Source organism: Crocosphaera chwakensis CCY0110 (genome assembly GCF_000169335.1).
In the GTDB taxonomy this organism is placed as follows: domain Bacteria; phylum Cyanobacteriota; class Cyanobacteriia; order Cyanobacteriales; family Microcystaceae; genus Crocosphaera; species Crocosphaera chwakensis.
Genome location: NZ_AAXW01000051.1, coordinates 1 through 20,353 on the forward strand (window position 1 = coordinate 1; position 20,353 = coordinate 20,353).

At 36.1% G+C, this 20,353-nt stretch carries 15 protein-coding genes, 1 tRNA gene and 1 pseudogene; 10 read left to right on the forward strand and 7 right to left on the reverse strand.

Going from position 1 to position 20,353, the window contains the following annotated elements; genetic code table 11:
• Nucleotides 1–2,970, forward strand: a 2,970-nt coding sequence (locus tag CY0110_RS21590) for a type I restriction endonuclease subunit R (RefSeq protein ID WP_008277691.1), incomplete at its 5' end; no start/stop codon positions are given.
• An 84-nt stretch (nucleotides 2,971–3,054) separates the two neighbouring features.
• Here CY0110_RS21590 and CY0110_RS21595 read toward each other — a convergent pair.
• The 5 genes from CY0110_RS21595 to CY0110_RS21615 form a co-directional block, all read right to left on the reverse strand.
• On the reverse strand, nucleotides 3,055–3,978 hold the full coding sequence (locus CY0110_RS21595; protein WP_008277692.1) for an RNA-guided endonuclease TnpB family protein: 924 nt from the start codon (nucleotides 3,976–3,978) through the stop codon (nucleotides 3,055–3,057).
• 216 nt (nucleotides 3,979–4,194) lie between these two features.
• Nucleotides 4,195–5,316: a saccharopine dehydrogenase family protein gene (locus CY0110_RS21600; protein ID WP_008277693.1), complete on the reverse strand. Its 1,122-nt coding sequence runs from the start codon at nucleotides 5,314–5,316 to the stop codon at nucleotides 4,195–4,197.
• Between the two features lie 38 nt (nucleotides 5,317–5,354).
• The gene (crtO, locus tag CY0110_RS21605; RefSeq protein WP_008277694.1) at nucleotides 5,355–7,037 is read right to left on the reverse strand and encodes a beta-carotene ketolase CrtO; all 1,683 of its coding nucleotides are present in this window, start codon (nucleotides 7,035–7,037) and stop codon (nucleotides 5,355–5,357) included.
• A gap of 144 nt (nucleotides 7,038–7,181) precedes the next feature.
• On the reverse strand, nucleotides 7,182–8,090 hold the full coding sequence (locus CY0110_RS21610) for a bifunctional orotidine 5'-phosphate decarboxylase/orotate phosphoribosyltransferase (protein ID WP_008277695.1): 909 nt from the start codon (nucleotides 8,088–8,090) through the stop codon (nucleotides 7,182–7,184).
• 132 nt (nucleotides 8,091–8,222) lie between these two features.
• Entirely contained in the window at nucleotides 8,223–9,668 is a 1,446-nt protein-coding gene (locus tag CY0110_RS21615) for a bifunctional orotidine-5'-phosphate decarboxylase/orotate phosphoribosyltransferase (protein WP_008277696.1), read from the reverse strand.
• 73 nt (nucleotides 9,669–9,741) lie between these two features.
• On the opposite strand from CY0110_RS21615, the gene CY0110_RS21620 reads away from it, so the two are divergent.
• Both CY0110_RS21620 and ccsB read left to right on the forward strand, forming a co-directional pair.
• The gene (locus CY0110_RS21620; protein WP_050780029.1) at nucleotides 9,742–10,314 is read left to right on the forward strand and encodes an SH3 domain-containing protein; all 573 of its coding nucleotides are present in this window, start codon (nucleotides 9,742–9,744) and stop codon (nucleotides 10,312–10,314) included.
• Nucleotides 10,315–10,350: 36 nt separating this feature from the next.
• A complete protein-coding gene (ccsB, locus tag CY0110_RS21625) occupies nucleotides 10,351–11,358 on the forward strand; it encodes a c-type cytochrome biogenesis protein CcsB (protein ID WP_008277698.1) in 1,008 nt (335 codons plus the stop codon).
• A gap of 218 nt (nucleotides 11,359–11,576) precedes the next feature.
• On the opposite strand, the gene CY0110_RS21630 is transcribed toward ccsB, so the two are convergent.
• On the reverse strand, nucleotides 11,577–12,953 hold the full coding sequence (locus tag CY0110_RS21630; RefSeq protein ID WP_008277699.1) for a DNA cytosine methyltransferase: 1,377 nt from the start codon (nucleotides 12,951–12,953) through the stop codon (nucleotides 11,577–11,579).
• A gap of 143 nt (nucleotides 12,954–13,096) precedes the next feature.
• On the opposite strand from CY0110_RS21630, the gene CY0110_RS21635 reads away from it, so the two are divergent.
• Nucleotides 13,097–14,941 (forward strand): ABC transporter ATP-binding protein, encoded by a 1,845-nt coding sequence (locus tag CY0110_RS21635; protein WP_008277700.1) that lies wholly within the window; start codon nucleotides 13,097–13,099, stop codon nucleotides 14,939–14,941.
• A 234-nt stretch (nucleotides 14,942–15,175) separates the two neighbouring features.
• Here the strand turns inward: CY0110_RS21635 and CY0110_RS21640 are convergent, their stop codons facing one another.
• Nucleotides 15,176–15,964, reverse strand: coding sequence for a CsgG/HfaB family protein (locus tag CY0110_RS21640; protein WP_008277701.1), 789 nt, complete (start codon nucleotides 15,962–15,964; stop codon nucleotides 15,176–15,178).
• A 310-nt stretch (nucleotides 15,965–16,274) separates the two neighbouring features.
• Between CY0110_RS21640 and psbP the strand changes: the two genes are divergently transcribed.
• The 6 genes and pseudogenes from psbP (at nucleotide 16,275) to CY0110_RS21670 (ending at nucleotide 20,351) form a co-directional block, all read left to right on the forward strand.
• Nucleotides 16,275–16,826 carry a photosystem II reaction center PsbP gene (gene psbP / locus CY0110_RS21645; protein WP_008277702.1) on the forward strand — a complete coding sequence of 184 codons (552 nt, stop codon included), beginning with the start codon at nucleotides 16,275–16,277 and terminating at the stop codon, nucleotides 16,824–16,826.
• Between the two features lie 152 nt (nucleotides 16,827–16,978).
• Nucleotides 16,979–18,429: pseudogene (locus tag CY0110_RS21650) on the forward strand (IS66-like element ISCysp3 family transposase).
• Nucleotides 18,430–18,480: 51 nt separating this feature from the next.
• Nucleotides 18,481–19,074, forward strand: coding sequence for a Maf family protein (locus tag CY0110_RS21655; RefSeq protein ID WP_008277705.1), 594 nt, complete (start codon nucleotides 18,481–18,483; stop codon nucleotides 19,072–19,074).
• Nucleotides 19,075–19,136: 62 nt separating this feature from the next.
• A complete protein-coding gene (gene cobO, locus CY0110_RS21660) occupies nucleotides 19,137–19,754 on the forward strand; it encodes a cob(I)yrinic acid a,c-diamide adenosyltransferase (protein WP_008277706.1) in 618 nt (205 codons plus the stop codon).
• A 60-nt stretch (nucleotides 19,755–19,814) separates the two neighbouring features.
• Nucleotides 19,815–20,177, forward strand: a complete 363-nt coding sequence (gene rplS / locus CY0110_RS21665) for a 50S ribosomal protein L19 (RefSeq protein WP_008277707.1) — start codon at nucleotides 19,815–19,817, stop codon at nucleotides 20,175–20,177.
• A 101-nt stretch (nucleotides 20,178–20,278) separates the two neighbouring features.
• Nucleotides 20,279–20,351 (forward strand) — tRNA-Trp (locus CY0110_RS21670).
• The last annotated feature ends 2 nt before the right edge of the window (nucleotides 20,352–20,353 follow it).

Below are 20,353 nucleotides of genomic sequence, written 5' to 3' on the forward strand. Positions count from 1 at the left end.
TTAACTAAAATAAACCCAGATTTATCAGCAATAGCAATTGATTTAGCTATAGAAGAAATAACTCGCAGTCGTAGCACCCTAAGTTTAGAAAATGCCAATCGTGAAATATATAGGTTACTAAAAGATGGGGTCAAAGTTACTTTTCAAGATGCCAATGATGAAGAGGTCATAGAAACAATTAAAGTTATTGACTGGAAGAACCCTAATGAGAACGATTTTTTCCTCGCTTCTCAATTTTGGATATCAGGAGAAATTTATACCAGACGCACTGACTTATTAGGGTTTATCAATGGTTTGCCCTTAGTATTTATCGAACTCAAACGTCATCACCGCAGACTTAAATTAGCTTATAAAGACAACCTCCGAGACTATAAACAAACCATTCCCCAACTATTTTGGTATAACGCTTTTATTATTCTTTCTAATGGCAGTAAAAGCAGAATAGGTAGTTTAACCTCAGCTTGGGAACACTTCAGCGAATGGAAGAAAATCAACTCCAAGGGTGAACAAGGAATTATTTCTCTAGAAACGATTATTAGGGGAACTTGTGATAAAAAACGTTTGTTAGATATTATTGAAAACTTCACCTTTTTCTATACTGCTAAAGGAGAATTAGTCAAAATAGTTGGTAAAAATCATCAGTTTTTAGGAGTAAATAATGCTATTAATGCCGTCAAACAAATACAGAACAACCAAGGTAAATTAGGTGTTTTTTGGCATACCCAAGGAAGCGGTAAATCCTATAGTATGGTGTTTTTCGCTCAAAAGATACTCCGTAAACTACACGGGAACTGGACATTTCTCGTTATTACCGACAGAGATGATTTAGACAAACAAATTTATCAAAACTTTGCCTATGCTGGTGCTGTTACGGAACCAGAAAAGAACGTTAGAGCGAATAGTGCAGAACACCTAAAACAACTACTAAGAGAAGACCATCGTTATGTTTTTACTTTAATTCAGAAATTTAGAGTCGAAAAAGGTCAAACTTACCCTAAACTATCAGACCGTAATGACATTATTGTAGTAGTAGACGAAGCACACCGCAGTCAATACGATACCTTTGCTCTCAACATGAGAAATGCCTTACCTAATGCTGCATTTATCGGCTTTACGGGTACTCCTTTAATGGCAGGTGAAGAGAAAACCAAAGAAGTATTTGGAGATTATGTTAGTGTTTATAACTTCCGTCAGTCAGTAGAAGATAAAGCTACCGTTCCCCTCTACTACGAAAATCGTATTCCAGAACTACAACTTACCAATGATGAACTTAACGAAGATATGCAAAACATCATTGAAAATGCCATGCTAAATGAAGACCAAGAAAGATTACTTGAACGTCAATGTAGCAGGGAATATAACCTAATAGTAAACAATGACCGTTTAGATAAAATTGCTGCGGATATAGTAACCCATTTCCTATCTAGAGGGTTTCAAGGTAAAGCAATGGTAATTTCTATTGATAGGTTTACCGCAGTTAAAATGTATGACAAAGTACAATATTACTGGCAACAGCATTTAAACCAACTCAGAAGACAATTAGAAGTATCTAGATTAACTGAATTTGGACTAAAGAAAATACAAAAGGAAATTCAATATCTAGAATCAACAGACATGGCAGTAATTATTTCTTCTTCTCAAAATGAAGTAGAAGACTTTGAAAAAAAAGGGTTAGACATTACGCCACACCGTCAGAGATTAATTAACGAGTCACCAGGACTAGACGAAAAGTTCAAAGATACAAATAACCCTCTGAGAATAGTATTTGTTTGCGCCATGTGGATAACAGGTTTTGATGTTCCCAGTTGCTCTACGGTGTACTTAGACAAACCAATGAAGAATCATACCTTAATGCAAACCATCGCTAGGGCTAACCGAGTCTTCAAAGAAAAGGTCAACGGGTTAATCGTTGACTACATCGGCGTATTCCGTAACCTACAAGAAGCTTTAGCTATTTATGGTTCAGCTTCAGGTGGTGGAGTAAAAGAAGGAGATACCCCAGTTAACCCTAAAACTATATTGGTTGAAGAACTAAGAGAAGCTATTGCTGAAGCGACAAACTTCTGTCAGCAAAAAGGAATTGACTTACATAAGCTAGATACCACTCAAGATGCTTTTGAACGAGCTAAGGTATGGGATGAAGCATTAGAAGCTGTTTTAGTTAGTGAAGAAGTTAAAAAGCCTTTTTTTGCTCTCTCAGCTAATGTTGCCCGTTTGTATAAAGCCATCCTTCCAGATACAACTGCTAATGAGTTTTCTAAAACCCAAATGTTACTAGAAAAACTAGCAATTAAAATTCGTCAGGAACTACCAGAAACCAATATTTCAGAGGTAATGGAAGAGGTAGAGGAATTACTAAATGAATCAATCATAGCGGGTGAGTTTATTATTCCCGATAATTCCAGACAGCTAGTTGACTTAAGCCAATTAGACTTAGAACAGCTAGAACAGAAATTCAAAACTGGTTACAAACATACAGAAGCAGAAAAACTTAAAGGAACAATTCACCGTAAATTACAGCAGATGGTTGAGTTTAACAAAACCCGTCTCAACTATTTTGATAAGTACCAGAAGATGATAGAAGAATATAATTTTGGTTCTCGTAATGTAGATTGGTTTTTTAGTGAGTTACTGGGATTTGCTAAAGAGTTAAACACAGAAGAGAAAAGAGCTATAGCCGAAAAGTTGACTGATGAAGAGTTAGCTATCTTTGACCTGTTGACCAAGCCTAATATCAATCTCAGCAAGCGCGAAGAGAACGAAGTGAAAGATATAGCCCAAGAATTATTAGCCACCCTGAAGCGAGAGAAGCTAGTCATTGACTGGCGTAAGCGTCAGCAAACCAGAGCTAGTGTAGAGATAGTCATTAAGGATATGTTGGATAAATTACCTGAATCCTATTCTGATGAACTATATAGACAGAAGTGTGACGAGATTTATCAACACATCTATGATTCTTACGCAGGATGAAAAAGATTAAGAAAATCTAAAAAAGCTCGTTTTCTTTCTTACTTTGTGTAAGTTAAAATGAAAAACCTATACCTGACAAGAATTCTACATCGTAGAATAAACATAATCAATAAAAGTTCTTAACTGATAAAAAGCCCAAGAATTAGATCGTCTTCGTTCAGTTTTGTTTCTAGGTTGTTGGTTAGTTCTTTCTCTGATTCCTGTTAAATCTTCAATAGATACAAAGGATTGAGTTTGTTTAGCTTCGTTAATAATAGCTTTACTAATATTATGATTTAACCATGCCTGATACCTTCTTTCTTTACCCGATAGCCGTTTCAAAATCTGACGACATCTACGCCGTGTTGACCTTGTGCCTTGGGTTGCTTTTTTCTGCAAAAAAGCTCTGATACGATTAAATTTATCTCGTTTTTCTTGAATCTCCTTTCCTGACCATGACTTATTAGTGCTGGTAACTGCGATGTCGCGCCTCCCAAAGTCAATACCAATTACGTTCTTAGTTTTTATTGACTTGGGAGCATCAGATTTTAGCTGAATATGTACATACCAGTCTCCATCTTTGTGTTGACAAACTTGTGCTGATGTCGGGTTTTGTCCTGATAGTTTTCCTATATGGTAATTACTTACTCTCATAGGAATTTTAGCTCGTTTTCCTATTGTACTAATACTTGCTAAATAACCAGTTTCAATAAACCTAAATGTTCGAGTATCACAGTCAAAACTTGTAGGCTTAAAGTGTTTAACTTTTCTACCTTTTTGTTTAGCTGTTAAGCGATTAGACGCTACTCTCGCACAAGCTCTAACAACATGATTAGCTGTTAATCCAAAACGTTCTTTAACGTCTTGATAACAAACAGCTTGAATCGAGTTTCTATTAGTTAAATTGGGTTTAACAGTCTTATTAATGTAGTTGCAAGCGTCAGCAAATGCTTGAGCAGTATCACCCAACAACTGGGTATGCTCAGGCGCAGGTTGAAGCTTCACAACTAAAGTTAAGACTTGTTTCATTGACCTTAAAAACTCACTACATGAGATAGTAGCATAAAAGCGGAGCGAACTGCTCGAAGGTTCCCTTCGAGCCAGCACGCGCACCAAGCAATCGTACTTCGTGTTGATATGTTGGTCGCAATTCCTCTCGACTCTGAATTTTAGTACAGAGCGAGCCTCCTTGCGACATTTAGGTGACTTCTGCAAAAAGTAGTTTTTTCTCACGAAGATAAACCCTCATTGTTCCATCTCCTGAAGAAAATTAACCCTTTCCTCAATAGTTAACTGACGACTTTCTAAAATAGATTGAAATAATTCCGTTGATAAAGCTTGTTCAATAGGATAAACCCCCGGTTGAACCAATTCCCCTTTAAGCAGTAACTCAACAATACTACCTGTTCCCATACCAGCAGCCACTGAAGCACTTTCGTGGCTAAAGGTACTGATATAATGAGTTGCACCATCAGATCCATAACCCTTAACATCACACCGCATGGCAACTCCTGTTCCCGTAAAGCGATCGCTCACATCGGTCATCACATGACTTACCTGTGCCAAAAATTCCACCGTTTTCGGACTTTTTAGTACCGTCTCAGGCAAACCATGAGCCATCATCCAAGTGGCATAATTATAAAAATCAGGCACAGACCCAAATTTTGTAATCACACTATCAACGGAAAAAGTGTCTTGTAGAGTGGTGGTTTCTGGCATATCGTACCAGTAAACATGAGCCTTTCCATAGGGTTGGCCAAAGTCTAAACATTCTCGTCCCGTATAAGGTTTAATAGTTTGCCAACGGTTATTAACCCACGCTTCAAAGGGTTGTTGTATGCCGATAAACGTGGTTCGCATCACCGTAATACCTGCCCCACCAGAACCAGCCACAATATAACTTAACTTAATTTCTTCGGCCTTTTCTAACGCTTCTACCCCTTGACGCACCATACTGTTAGAAATACCAGGAAAGACCCCAGTATTGATAACAGCAGTTACTCCTGCGGTTTTCGCTGCTAAATGTTGCGCCAAAGCTTTATGGGTAAAACTGCGTTGATCACTAACATCTACATAGTTAACCCCTTCTTCAATACAAATGCGTAACACATCAGCATCTCGGTAATGAAACGGACCAGCCGAATGAACTACCACATCTGCTTTAGACACGGCTGTTTTAAGCTGTTGTTGGTAAGAAATATCTAAAACTTGAAACTGTACCTTATCCTTAAAACGTTCTAAAGCAGTCATACCTAGTTGAGGGTTACGTCCGGTAATAGTGATTTCAGCATCAGTATGATTAATAATATCTTGGGCAATACTGCTACCAATGCGTCCACAACCGCCAATAATCAAAACTCGTTGCATGATTTCTCATTGAGATCAACAAAAAAAGGAAAATTTCTCTAAAAATTCGCTATAATACCCGCAACGGATTGACCCAAGGCTTCTAAAGCTTTTGATAAGCCCTTTTGTGACTTTAAAAAGATGCGAGCGCAGTTTCGGCCAGGCATTCCCGAAATTGATCCCCCTGGGTGCGTTCCGGCTCCAGTGAGAAACAGTCCCTTAATAGGGGTTTTATAATTAGCAATTTCTGGTAAGGGACGTAAAAATACCATTTGTTCAAGGGACATATCTACATGATAGTAGTTACCCCGATAAGCTCCTAATCTTTCTCCCAACTCTGCTGGACTTTCCACCCGACGGGCTATCACTGAATGCTTTAAATTGGGGGAATAATCGGCTAATTTTTCTAATACGCGGTCAGCAACTTGATTTTTAAGGGTATCTGTCCACCCTGTCCCATTTAACCCTGTATTTTTGGCTCCAGCAATTTGATAAGGGGCAAAAAATTCGATCCATAATGTATGCTTTCCCTCTGGTGCCATGGATGGATCTAACTGAGTGGGCATTACCACATACATAGAAGGATCTTGATCCGGAATACGTCCCCTTGCTGCTTCATGGTGAGCGGTTTCTACCTGCTCAACAGAATCAGCAATTAAGATAGATCCAATTAAATAATCATCTTGATGGTTATATTGTTCAAATTTTAAAGGTTCGGATAAAGCACAGTCAATTTTTAGGAGACTTTCGTTATTATTAATGATACGTTTATCGAGACGGTGACGCAGTTTCGGGTCAGCACTATCAATATCAGCAGGATCAACTAAATTTAAAAATAAGCGTTTTGCATCAATATTAGAAATGACTCCATGTTTTGCCCGATATTCTTTTCCATTAGCAATTCTGACCCCAACTGCTTTACCATCATCAACTAGAACCCGTTCTACGGTTTGTTCAGTTAAAACAACACCATTATGATGGCAAACACATTTGACTAAAGCATCCACTAAAGCCCCTGTACCACCTTTCGGACGAGCCATACCAGGGTTATGTCGTAAGGTCATCATCATTGCACCGATCGCCAGACTTTTTTGAGACGGAGCCAGTCCCAACTCAGCAGACAAGCGGGCTAAAGGTGCTTTTAACCAGGGTTCGGTAAACCATTCATCGAGGATATCTTCAGCACTGGTGAGCATGGTACGAACAAAGTCTAAGGCTTTATTGGGGCCGCCTACTACCTTCAATACATCTTTAAGGGAATTAATATTGTAACTACCAGCAATATCAATAATTGACTTGGGGGGTGCATTGAACATAGGAATTAAGGCATTAACAACCTGTTGCCAATATTCAATAAATTCTCGATACCGTTGCGCCTCTTGAGGATTATATTGAGCAATATTAGCGCAAGTTTGCTCAACGGAACGGTGGCCTAAAAAGTATTTTCCGTCAGGGTGAGGACAAAAAACAACGGGATCACAATAGAGGTATTCTAAACCAAACCGATTTAGTTGTAATTCTTCGATTACAGGGCTTAAATGAATAAATTCGTGGTCGATCGCACAAAGATTAAACTTAAACCCTGTAGCTTTTTCTGGCATTGCTTCTTCGGTAGTAGCAGCTCCTCCTGGGACAGCCCGCTTTTCAAGTACCAATACTTTATAACCGGCTTTGAGAAGATAGGCTGCACACACTAAGCCGTTGTGACCAGCACCAATTATAATGACATCAAACGTTTCCATAAGTTTAATTATTTATCTTAGCTTTAATCTTAACAAGCTTTTATCAGTTATCGGTCACTATTCACTATTCACTGACAATTGTGCAAACCTCAATTCCTCTGTTTTATTTTACTATTTTTGTTGATATGACATCTTGCTTTGATTTTATTTTCTTAACCAGAGTTTTAAATAGTGTTTTATTTTTTGCTTAAAACTAGAGTATTTATCTCTGGCATTCCACCCACCATCTAACATAAATTTTTTGTAAATTTCTTCATTAATCTCATTAGATAATTTAACTGTTTTTCTCTCTTTTATCAAAGCGATAATAGGAGAGTTTAATTCAATAAATTTCGCAACATCTTTTAAATAATTTTGATTATTTACTACATTTTCATAAGTTATCACCATAGGTTTAATTTTATTTCGTGCAATAAATAAATCTAATTCTTGTTCTTCTTTGATAATAGAATTAATAATTTTCTTCATTCTCTTGTATGAATAATCATTTTCTAACTTAAAATCCCTTTTCTCCCCTTTCGAGATAACTTTTAGATTATCACTATCTTTTCCTTCTTTATGATAAATTCCTGTATGTGATGCAATTAAACGGGAAATTGCTTGTTTAATTTTATCTTTTCTATATATCCTAACATAATAAATGTTGTTATTGCTAATTGCTTGAAAGAATGAGTTAATAGTGTCTTGATATTGATATCTTAATAATTCTTGCTTAGGTTTTGAATTAATAAGTTGACTGGATAGTATTTGACCTAATAAATGCAAATAGCTTGACATAAGTTTAAAAGAAATAACTCCATTGCTAGTTGATGATTTCAATAATCTTTCGTTAATTTCTATACCAATTTCTTCTCTTTCTTGATCCAGGATACTAAATCCTGATTTTTCTACTTTCTTGATGAGAGATATAAAATATTCATCAGGTTTACCTAAAACATTTGTATTTTTAAAATCTCTACAAATCATTGTACTACCTGATCTTTGTGTAGATAAAAGAATAATAATTTTTTTAGGAATAACATCAATTTTATAATTATAAAAATTTGTTTTCATAATAGTTATTTCAAAATTCAATTATTTTGTAAGAATAAATAACATATATCAAAATTAGGATAAAAAATCAAGTTTATTCAGTATTAATACAAAAATTTTCTATTAACTTATTTTTGATATCTTTACACAAAATCAATGTTTAAAAAAGCTATTATATTGTTGTTCATTAATTCTTCCTGCTTCGTATAACGTTTCTGTGATTTCAGAAATGGTTAAAACAGAATAAGCGTTGTATCCTTCTATTTTCAGTTTATCTTTAACACCTTGTTCGTGATCGATAAAGACCACAATATCTTTAACGACTAATCCCGAAGAGGTTAATTTTTCTGCTCCTTCTTTGACACTTTTTCCCGTAATTAAAATATCATCAACAATAACAACTTTTTCTCCTGCTTTAAAATTCCCTTCAATTAAACGACGGGTTCCGTGTGCTTTAACTTCTTTTCTTGGATAAATCATCGGATGATGTAACATTAAAGATAATCCTGTTGCTGTGGGTAAAGAACCGTAAGGAATCCCTGCAATTCTATCAAAATTTAAACTCTTTAAAATATTAGCATAAGCAGTCAATACTTGATGGAATAATTGAGGTTTAGAAATGATTTTCCTAAGATCAATATAATAAGAAAACGTAGCCCCAGACGCTTGTACATATTCTCCAAATAATAAACAACCAATATCATATAATTGTAAAATTAAATCTTGATGAGGATGGGAATTAAGTAAACAGACATTAGGACTCCAAAGATCACAGTTTTGTGAAGTTTGAGCAATACTTTGTCGATACTCATTAATCTCTTGGTTAAGGTTTTTAACGTCTTTTTGTAAATTATTAGATTTTAAACAATCTTGAGGCACAGGAATTAATACCCCATCTCCTGTAGAATTTAAGGCCACTTTTAATATTTCATGAATATCATTACCCTTACTCCAAATACTACGCATTAACAATAATCTTTCAGGGGCAAGAGAACGGATCTTTTTGATAACTTCTAAATTCGTCGTCCCTACTTCTAAAAATAACTGTTCTGGGGTTGCCCAAGTCCTCGCTTCTTTGATAACTTGTAGATAAAAGGGAGCTTCATCTGTGGGATATTCTTGTAAGACAATCGCAGAAGGATTTGAGGTATGACAGAGGACGAAAACCCCTTGATCAGGATAAACTAAAAAAGGTGCAACGTGATCGTGTCCCGCATAAGGACTGACTGTAACTGCATCTACTTGCCACTGTTCAAAAATAGTTTTAGCAAAAATGGTACTTGTATTAATATCTCCATGTTTTGCATCTAAAATGATAGGAATATCATCGGGAATAGCATCAATAACTTTTAACAATAAGTCTAATCCTTTACTGCCCAATGCTTCATAAAATCCTAACGTTGGTTTATAAGCACAAACTAACCCGGATGTTTGTTCAATAACCCCTTTTAACCACTTTTCTAAGGCAATGATTAAACTTTGTTGCTCTTGATGGGTATGTTGTCCTTGAGGCATCATTTCTGGGTTAGGATCAAGACCAAGGATCAATAAACTTTGACAATTAGTGATCCGTTGGGTTAATTTCTCAAAAAAATTCATAGTAATAGCTTTAGAATACTACTGATTTTACCTCACAATGACCCATCTTTTTCCTGTGTAACCTAGAACCGTCATGAACACAAACAAGACAATGAGTAATGCTTGGTCAAAATTATTGTTGAGTTCTTTTTTTGGGTTAACTCTATGTCTAACTGGGCTATTTCCTGGTTTAGCGCAAATAGCCATTTCTCAGACAACTTTAATAACCAATGACCCCAACTCTCGCATTAATTTACGATCTGGCCCGAGTATTAGTTCGGCTTCATTGGGCTACGGTTTACCTGGGGATCAAGTCACCTTATTAGACTTTCATAAAGGAACAGATGATGGACCGAGAGTCCCTTGGATTAAGGTAAAATTTATAAAGTCAGGGGCGATAGGTTGGATTCGAGGTGATTTTATCAAGACAGATATTACCATTCTAACGGCCAATGACCCTAACTCTCGCATAAATCTCCGTAAAGGACCGAGTATTTCAACAGATCAAGTGGGTTATGGTTTAGTTGGAGATCGCGTCAAAGTTTTAGAATGCCAAACAGGGCCAGATCAAGATCGCACCCCTTGGATAAAAGTTCAATTTCTTCAGTCTCAAGCGATAGGCTGGATCAGAGGAGATTTTGTCATTGTCCCTCTAACCTACTGTTGATCTAAAAATTAACTTCTCATCGGAAAATTCAAAAATATGGATTTAATAACGTTACAAAATTTTCTCGATAATAGTTCTTTTCTATTGTTATTCTTAACCATGCTCATTTATTGGGCTGGTGCTGCTTTTCCGAGTTTAACCTGGTTGCCAACTTTAGGAACGACTGGAGTGGCGATCGCTAATTTATGTATGGCCACTTTGTTAGGGGCCAGATGGTTAGAAGCCGGTTATTTTCCTCTTAGTAATTTGTATGAGTCCTTATTTTTCTTAGCTTGGGGTGTCACGGCGATGCACCTAGTGGCTGAACAAATGAGTCGCAGTGCCTTGGTTGGGGTGGTAACAACTCCTGTAGCTATGGGAATTACTGCCTTTGCAGCCTTGTCTTTACCCCCAGAAATGCAAACCTCTGCCCCTCTGGTTCCTGCGTTAAAATCAAACTGGTTAATGATGCACGTGAGTGTGATGATGTTGAGTTATGCCACTTTGATGGTGGGATCAGTTTTAGCGATCGCCTTTTTGGTAGTCACTCGTAACCAAGACATTGAACTCAAAGGCAGTTCCGTGGGAACCGGGAGTTACCGAGATAAGTTGGGACGCACTTTACTCAACAATAATCATCAACAACCTAGTGTTAATTTAGCTCAAAGCAATGGCAATGGGGGAACTGCCGTCTTAGAAAGCGTTTCCACTCAACGTGAAACCGTTACCCTATCTCCTCAACGTCTCAATTTAGCGGATACCCTCGATAATATTAGTTATCGCATCATTGGGCTAGGGTTTCCTCTCCTCACCATTGGTATTATTGCCGGTGCAGTTTGGGCAAATGAAGCATGGGGATCGTATTGGAGTTGGGACCCTAAAGAAACCTGGGCGTTAATCACTTGGTTGGTATTTGCTGCGTATCTTCATGCTCGTATTACTAAAGGTTGGCAAGGCCGTAAACCGGCGCTTTTGGCTGCCAGTGGTTTTGTCGTAGTTTGGGTGTGTTATTTAGGGGTTAATTTATTAGGAAAAGGCTTGCATTCATACGGTTGGTTTTTCTAATACTATGGGGTGGGCAATGCCCACCTTAACTTAAATTTGTTAGTAACTCTTTAGGAAATTGATGATCATCTTTGGTTATAAAAAAGAATATTAAAATGGACAAAATAAAATTAGATTTAGTAGAAGTTCCAGAAGGAACATTTATAATGGGAATTAAGGCACGAAACCCAACACTTATAAGCTTAGGTAATTAATTTTGAATAAGTTAGCATCAAAAATTAATTAATATTAAGTAATTTTATTAGTTCTTTTCCCACATGGTAAACAACAGGAATAGGAAGAGAATTTCCAAACTGTTTTTGAGCAATATTATTTTTGTGATGAAATTTAAACCAATCTGGAAACCCTTGTAATTTAGAGCAATGCTTAGCAATTATTTGCTTAAATTTTTTAGGTTTATAAATTTTGTGAATAAATTCTTTTTTATACTCTTCAGGGTTATCAGCATTAATAGAAACCGTTGCAAAAAAATCCCTTGCACCAGTTGCAGTTAAAGTTCCAATCATTTCAGAATTAGGCAAGAAAATACGATAAATACCATTAATACCCGAATTATTTTTTGAATTAACAAATTCATACTTATTATTTATAATACGCAAGATATTTTTATTAACTAATTTAGTCAAATCTGATTCTTTTAACTGAGGAATTAACTCTTTTAAATCCTCAAAGGATAAAGGATGACCATCTTTAACACCATATTTTTTACTTCTCCTATATTTTAATAAAGTTAAACAAATATTTTTTTCTTTTGCTGTTGTTTTAGTCAAATCCCAAGAATGGAGGGTTGTGTGACCATTTCTTAAATCTGAAAAAGTAAAAAAGTCATTTAATTCATCATTTTTTTGAAATCGATTTCTAGAAGGTGGAATATTACCATTAAATAGAATCTCTGGGGTTAATTTTACTTTCTCAGTAACTTGACAATGTTTAAGTTCATCCAAAACATCTAATAATCTGATTTGAACTTTTAATGGTTTTGGAAATTGATAATGATGACAATTTTTTCGATCTTTCCTAATACCAACTATAAACACTCTTTCCCTGTTTTGAGGAACACCAAAATCATAAGAATTGATTACTTTCCAGCTAACAACATAATTAACCTGTTCAAATTGATTCACTAAATATTCTAATTTGTCCTTATTTTTCCCCGTTGTTAATCCCTTAACATTTTCAAAAATAAAAGCTTTTGGTTGATAGTCTTTAACTAATCTAATTACATTAAACCATAATTGACCCCTTGGATCATTAAACCCCTTTAATTTTCCAGCAACAGACCAAGGTTGACAGGGAACGCCTCCCACAAATAAATCAACATTTTTCGGTAAACTATTAATCTTAGAAATATCACCTAAGTTGAGTTCCTCTGAATTATAATAACTAATAAAATTTTGTTGATAAACCTTAATTGCCTCTTTATCAATTTCTGAATAACCTAAACATTTTCCCCCTAACTTTTCTAAAGGAATACGAAAACCTCCAATTCCTGCAAAGAAGTCAATGAAAGTAAATTTTGTTTGAATAAAAGTTAATTCTAATGGTTTAGAAGGGTTAAATAATTCGAGTTGTTTATTCTCATCTTGACTATTCATTTTTGCTCTATTGATCGTTTCTCTCGTCTCATAAATTAATTTTGTCAATATAATTCAATTATACTAACTTGTGTCTCCTTAAAAGACTTTAGATATGTTACCTTGTTAATTTAGGTAACAATCATTAACATTTCCCTTACTCTATGGCAACTTCTCCCGATTCACACTTTAAAGAATCTGTCAAGCATTTACGAACTAGCGATCGCCGATTAATTCTCAAGCTAATACCCTATTTACGTCGTTATCCTCGTTTATTATTGCTCTCTGTCTCCTTATTATTGCCGTTATCCATCGCTGGGGCAATACAACCTCTAATTATTGGACAAGCGGTGTCTTTATTGCGCCAAGAACAAACTTGGAGCTTTTTAGAACAATTTTCCCTAGAAAAAGGATTACAAATTCTTATTATCACATTATTAATTACTATTATTATTCGTTTACTTTGTACCTCTACTCAAGGATTTATTGTTCAAAAATTAGGACAAAATATTACAGCAGCCATACGAAACGATTTATTTACTCATGTCACTTCCTTAGGAACCAGTTTTTTTAATCGAACCCCTGTTGGACGTTTAATTACTCGTTTAACCAGTGATGTTGAAGCATTAGGAGATGTGTTTGCTAGTGGTGCGATTGGTGTGGTTAGCGATACGATTTATATTCTATTTATTATTGTTACCATGTTTACGGTTCAAGCAAAATTGGCCTTGATGTTGGTATTAATGATGTTTCCTATTACCATATTAATCGTATATTTTCAACGACAATATCGCAAAGCTAATTATAAAGCAAGGGAAAAACTATCAGAACTCAATTCCATGTTACAAGAAAATTTAGCAGGAATTAATGTGGTTCAATTATTTAGAAGAGAACAGTTTAATAGTGAATTATTTCGGGCGGTTAATAGTGATTATCGTCAGGCAACAAATAAAACAATTTTTCATGATTCAGCCGTTTCTGCTACCTTAGAATGGATTAGTTTAGTGGCGATCGCGTCAGTTCTTTGGTTGGGTGGTATTTTTATTATTGATGATACCATTACCTTCGGAACCTTATCAGCCTTTATTTTATATGCTCAACGTCTCTTTAACCCTTTACGTCAATTTGCGGATAAATTTACTATGTTTCAGGCAGGTTTTACCGCTATCGAACGTATTACAGAGTTAATGAAAGAACCAATAGAAATCAAAGAAAGTGATAAAAATATTAAATTTTTAGACAGTAGAAAATATCAAGATAAAATTGGAGAAATTTGTTTTGATCATGTTTGGTTTGGTTATAAACCCGATGAGTTTGTTCTTAAGGACTTAAACTTTACTATTTCACCTGGGGAAAAAGTGGCCTTAGTTGGTCCAACTGGTGCAGGAAAAAGTTCAATTATTCGTCTTCTTTCTCGTTTATATGAACCCACAAAAGGAAACATTTTAATCGATGGAGTTGATATTAGAGATATTTCTAAGAAAGAATTAAGACAATATGTCGGAATGATTTTGCAAGAAAGTTTTTTGTTTGCAGGAGATGTAAAACGTAATATTACTTTAGGGGAAGATTACTCCTTAGAAGAGGTACACAAAGCAGCTAAATTAACCAATGTTCATCATTTAATAGAAGAATTACCCCAAGGGTATCATACTCAATTACGAGAAAGAGGAACTAATTTATCAGGGGGTCAAAAACAATTATTAGCTTTTGCTAGAGTGGCTATTCGTAACCCTCATATTCTAGTTTTGGACGAAGCAACAGCAAGTTTAGATGTGCAAACTGAAGCTTTAATTCAAGAAGCGTTACAGAAACTATTAATTAATAGAACAGCCGTTATTATTGCTCACCGCTTATCAACTATTCGGGATGTAGATAAAATTTTTGTCTTAAAAGAAGGTCAGATTATTGAATCAGGAACTCATCAACAATTACTTAGAGAAAAAGGTTTATATCATAGTTTATACCAATTACAAATGATGGGTTATGAAGAGAGTCCTACCTATTAATTAATCTTAATTAAATATCATTTTTTCCGATTCAGTCAAGCACAGCATTTATTAAAGTATTATCATGAAAGCTACTTTTTTTTAAATAATAAAGCGATCGCATTGTATTTTAAGCGATCGCCGTCTTAAAAAACGAATTTTAAACAGTTAAAAATCAGGAACAGCCTTCTTCTGCTAAAACCAAATGGGATTAACCTGGTATTTAGTCTGATTTATTGATTCACTATGTGCGATTTAATTAAGTTCTAGAACTCCTCGTGTGTTATCACGACGACGCTCTTCTTTGGCCTCAAACTCAGCTAAACAACTGCCTTGCTCAACCATGACACAATTGAGATAATCTGTAATTTCAATTAAAGCAGCCCTAAGTGCTTGACCGACAGGAGCTTTATTGCTACTTTGTTGGTCACCACTCATACCAAGACCCAATATGCTGAAACCACTGGACATACTTTTCGCTTCGTTGGTTGCCCGTCCTTCAACAGTACGAGTATAAACCACTTCAGCAGTGGTAGTGTCAACAACACGTAAATCAATCGCTACATAAGCTTGTTCTTTAGTGGTACGACCGCTACTACTACCTAAATTAATAGGGCCGATATTAAATCCACCCACTCTCCCTCCAGAAGACTCCTGAGAAACGCCTTCTTCATAGGAGGTTACTTGACCAAGAACAATATATTTAGCCCCTGTCAGATTAGCGGTTTCAGGAGCCGTTTCTGGCCGAACTAAACCCAATTCGGCCAGTTCTTGTTCTGAAAGAACTTCATCGAGTTTTTGTCGTTCTACTACCGTGAAATTACCAGTTGATGTTAATTCATTGATCAGAGCATCAGCTAACTCGCGGGATGTTCCCTGTCGCCACCACCACCACGTGCTTTGATTTTTAAATTCTGGTACTGAAATTGTTAGTTTGTCTTGGGCAAGAGTAGTTAAACCGCCCCCGAAAAGACTAAAGGTTACTGCAGCTAAAGCAAAAGTTACACGATGCCCGAATGGTCTCAAAAAATGGGAAATTTTCATAAATATTCCATTAATAAGTATTTTGAGTTTGTGATATTGTATCAAAATCTAAATTATAAAACCTTTTGTTTTAAAATTTCTTAATTCTTGTTTTCAAGGTTAAATATTTTCTCTCAATTTTCTGCGTTAGACATTTCCTAGAATCTATAATCGCGCCACAGCGATGAAAACAGGGGAAATAGACAAATTTAGCCGACTATAGCGAGTTTATGTTTGAACATCACTTTATCTTTTTCTATGGTTAATATTTAAAGATGACAAGATTCCCACTGCAATGAGACAATAGAACCGCTAAAGTCAGGCAAAGTTTATGTTTAAGTCTCTAAGAATCGTTATCCTTGCAATAATCAGTTTAATTCTATTTAGTTGCTCTATCGGGTTAGGTGGTTTACAAAGTTATGTCGATGCCGGTGATGGGTATCAATTCCTGTATCCTAATGGTTGGGTTGGGGTCGATGTTAAGCAGTCGTCTCAAGGGGTAGATGTCATTTTTCGCGATATCATCGAACCTAGTGAAAACTTAAGCGTCATTGTTAGTGATGTGGATAAAGAAAAAACTTTATCCGAATTAGGAACCCCAACAGAAGTGGGATATTATTTATTAAAACAAATGAATAATAATGAAGACAATGACCGTAAAGTTGATTTAATTAATGCTGAGTCAAGAGAAGTAGAAGGAAAAACTTATTATAATTTAGAATACGAAGTAACCTTACCTAATCAGGCTCAACGTCATAATTTGGCTAGTATTGCCGTAAGTCGTGGTAAACTTTTTACCTTTAATTTATCTACCATACAAAAACGTTGGGATAAAGTTAAAGATTTGTTTGAAACTTCAGTGAATTCTTTTTCAGTCTATTAATTATATTAGAACAAAGATATAATCAAGATAGAGATGTTGTTAAATGATTGTGTATCTAAAGTGCTTACAGAGGATTAAACGTTTAACAATATCTTTGTAAGGATTCAGGTGGCAAATATTGACAAACAGGCTGACTGCGCTAAAGTAACGGTATGAGTCAAACTGAACCAGGAGTACAGTTAAATCCAGACGAATTAAACCAACTGTCAAAATCTGGGTTGGTACAAATTATCTTGGCTCAACAGAAACTTATCGAGCAGCTACAAAAAGAAATAGAAAAATTAAAGCTCAGTCGTAATTTAGATAGCCAAACCTCATCAAAACCCCCATCAACAGACTTATTGAAAAAGTCTGAGAAGGCTAAAACAACTGAAGACGATAAGGATAAGAAAAGAAAACCAGGGGGACAACCTGGACATAAGGGAAAAACAAGGAAAGGCTTTGGGAGAATTGACAGAATTCAAATCTTGCACCATCAATATGTAGTCACTGTGGTCAAACAGAATTATTAATAGAACCAGTGAAAGTTGATTCTCAGCAGGTAGCACAACTGGTAGATAAACCCATTGAGGTAGTAGAATATCATCGTCATCATTGTCGCTGTGGGCATTGTGGTGAAGTGACCAAAGCGAATTGGTCGCCCAAGACCGTCCCAGGACAAGATTTAGGAGTGAAGTTACAAGCTTTTCTGGGATGGTTAGGGAATTATGGACATCTACCTTATGAAAAGCAACAAGAGATGTTGTGGGAGTTAGGGCAAATTGAGATAGGTATGGGGACCATCGTAGCCACCAATCAACGAGTAGAAACAGCCATTAATCCGTCGGTTGAACAATTATCCAAGTGGGTCAAAGTAGAACAACCCCCAATTCATGTTGATGAAACACCCTGGCCAGTGAAGGGAGTCAAAGAATGGTTGTGGGTATTTACCAATCAACTTTTCTGCCTGTTTCGGGCTGCTGATACTAGGGGGCGTAAGGAATTAGAAGATCAGTTAGGCCATGAATATGGTGGTGTTTTAAGTAGTGATGATTTGGGAGTTTACAATGGTTATACTGTTGTTGCTCAACAGAAATGTTTGGCACATTTACGCCGTCACTTTCAGCGATTAATAAAAACTCCAGGTCAATATAACAAAACCATCGGTCAAACTTTTCTCAAATTAATTGATGAAGCTTTCCGTCATTATCGTATTTGGCAAAACGATAAGAATAGGCATGGTTATCAAGTTTGGGCAAGACAATTCAAAGATAAGATAAAGATAGCCACAGAAGAATGGAAGCCTAAAGCCGGTTATGAAGCCGGAAAACTTTTGCGAAACCTTCGGCAAAAGGCAGAGCAATGGTGGTATTTTCTGGAGCATCCAGAGATCCCCCCTGATAATAATCTTGCTGAAAGATCCTTAAGATTAGCCATCACGAAACGGAAAGTTAGTGGGGGTTCAAGAAGCATGGAACGATTTAAACAAACAGCTAACTTATTGACGGTTATTCAAACTTGTCGTCGTCAAGAACGTTCGGTGATTGATTTTTTCGAGAAGTCATTAATAGCCAAAGTCGGTCATCCGAATTGTTTGTTTCCTTCCCTAATTCCTAACTTCTAGACCTGAATCCTTACATATCTTTTATTTTTTTGATCTAAAAATTACTAAACAATGAAACAATCTCCGCCTTTTGTTCTTGCGTCTGCTTCTACTGCCCGTCTAAAACTTCTTAAAACTGTAGGCATTAATCCTATGGTTTGTTCGAGTAATTTTGATGAATCTCAAATTACAGAAACAAATCCCCTTAAATTAGTCCAGATTTTAGCACAATGTAAAGCAGAAATTGTCGCTCAAAATTATCAAGATTGTTTAGTATTAGGGTGCGATTCTGTCTTGGCTATTGATGGGCAAATTTATGGCAAACCAGACTCCCCAGAACAGGCGATCGCTCGTTGGCAAATTATGAGAAATAATCACGGAACTTTATACACGGGTCATGCCCTTTTAGATGGAAAAAAGCAAAAAACTTTACTATCTTGTGGTGTTACAAAAGTGTATTTTGCTGATATCGATGATCACACTATCGAAGCTTATGTTAAAACAGGAGAACCGCTTAAATGTGCTGGTAGTTTTGCCTTAGAAGGAAAAGGAAGTGTATTGATTGAAAAAATAGAAGGCTGTCATAGTAATGTAATCGGGTTAAGTTTGCCATTATTACGGGAAATGTTACAAAAATTGGATTACTCTATTCAAAGTTTTTGGTAATCTGATAAACTTGAGTTTATTAATAACTAAAGCAAAATTGATATTTTTATTGGCATATTAAAATGACCACTGATACTAATCTTTCATCAGAACAATATCAACAGAAAATGCAACGACGTAAAGAAATTCAAGAAAAACGTCTTGCAGAAGCATCAAAAGAAAAAGGTCTAATTATTGTTAATACTGGTAACGGTAAAGGGAAAACCACAGCAGCATTAGGAATGGTAATGCGATCGCTAGGTCATGGGTTTCGAGTAGCTATTATTCAGTTTATTAAAGGTGCCTGGGAACCAGCCGAAAAAGCTGTTTTAAGTCAATGGGAAAACCAGCTAGACTTTTTAGCGATGGGAGAAGGATTTACCTGGGAAACACAAGACCGAGAAAGAGATATTTTAAACGCCCAAAAAGCTTGGGAAACAGCCGTTTCTTTTATCAATAATTCGGAGTACCAATTAGTATTACTCGATGAGGTAAATGTGGCTTTAAAATTAGGCTATTTAAAGGCTGAAAGTGTGGTCAAAGCCCTAAAAACTAAACCAGAACAAACCCATGTTATCCTAACCGGAAGAGGTGCGCCTGTTGAAGTAATAGAAATCGCTGATCTTGTTACAGAAATGAAATTAATTAAACATCCTTTCAAAGAACAAGGGATTAAAGCCCAAGCAGGCATTGAATTTTAAAGACTTGATTTGTATTAACAATCAAGCTACAATAAGAAATTGTGAGTTTTTGCAAAAGCCATGAATGCCCAAGCGATAATAAAAGATATAGAATCGGAATATCTCAAGAAAGACTTACCCACCATCCACGTTGGTGATACCGTTCGGGTCGGGGTTCGTATTCGAGAAGGTGGAAAAGAACGGGTTCAGCCTTATGAAGGCACCATTATTGCCATGCGAAATGGTGGAATTAACGAAACGATTACCGTTCGCAAAGTCTTCCAAGGGGTAGGAGTAGAAAGGGTATTTCTTCTTCATTCTCCGCGGGTGGCTGATATTAAAGTCATTCGTCGTGGTAAAGTACGTCGAGCAAAATTATACTATCTACGCAAACGAGTTGGTAAAGCTACCAGAATTCGTCAGCGTTTTGATCGTCCTGTTTAAAATGACTTCACCAATAGCGCACATAACCCACAAAAAAAGGATCAAACTGCGCTATAATAGTTAAGGCTTAGAGCATAGTCCTTAACTATCGCTCCTATCATGCGCTCTTAGTTCAGTTGGTAGAACGCAGGTCTCCAAAACCTGATGTCGGGGGTTCAAGTCCTCCAGGGCGCGTC

Bases quoted from the DNA above. Each gene is read 5' to 3' on its own strand.
- CY0110_RS21595 (WP_008277692.1), bottom strand. From the start codon at position 3,978: ATGAAACAAGTCTTAACTTTAGTTGTGAAGCTTCAACCTGCGCCTGAG.
- CY0110_RS21600 (WP_008277693.1), bottom strand. From the start codon at position 5,316: ATGCAACGAGTTTTGATTATTGGCGGTTGTGGACGCATTGGTAGCAGT.
- crtO (WP_008277694.1), bottom strand. From the start codon at position 7,037: ATGGAAACGTTTGATGTCATTATAATTGGTGCTGGTCACAACGGCTTA.
- CY0110_RS21610 (WP_008277695.1), bottom strand. From the start codon at position 8,090: ATGAAAACAAATTTTTATAATTATAAAATTGATGTTATTCCTAAAAAA.
- CY0110_RS21615 (WP_008277696.1), bottom strand. From the start codon at position 9,668: ATGAATTTTTTTGAGAAATTAACCCAACGGATCACTAATTGTCAAAGT.
- CY0110_RS21620 (WP_050780029.1), top strand. From the start codon at position 9,742: ATGAACACAAACAAGACAATGAGTAATGCTTGGTCAAAATTATTGTTG.
- ccsB (WP_008277698.1), top strand. From the start codon at position 10,351: ATGGATTTAATAACGTTACAAAATTTTCTCGATAATAGTTCTTTTCTA.
- CY0110_RS21630 (WP_008277699.1), bottom strand. From the start codon at position 12,953: ATGAATAGTCAAGATGAGAATAAACAACTCGAATTATTTAACCCTTCT.
- CY0110_RS21635 (WP_008277700.1), top strand. From the start codon at position 13,097: ATGGCAACTTCTCCCGATTCACACTTTAAAGAATCTGTCAAGCATTTA.
- CY0110_RS21640 (WP_008277701.1), bottom strand. From the start codon at position 15,964: ATGAAAATTTCCCATTTTTTGAGACCATTCGGGCATCGTGTAACTTTT.
- psbP (WP_008277702.1), top strand. From the start codon at position 16,275: ATGTTTAAGTCTCTAAGAATCGTTATCCTTGCAATAATCAGTTTAATT.
- CY0110_RS21655 (WP_008277705.1), top strand. From the start codon at position 18,481: ATGAAACAATCTCCGCCTTTTGTTCTTGCGTCTGCTTCTACTGCCCGT.
- cobO (WP_008277706.1), top strand. From the start codon at position 19,137: ATGACCACTGATACTAATCTTTCATCAGAACAATATCAACAGAAAATG.
- rplS (WP_008277707.1), top strand. From the start codon at position 19,815: ATGAATGCCCAAGCGATAATAAAAGATATAGAATCGGAATATCTCAAG.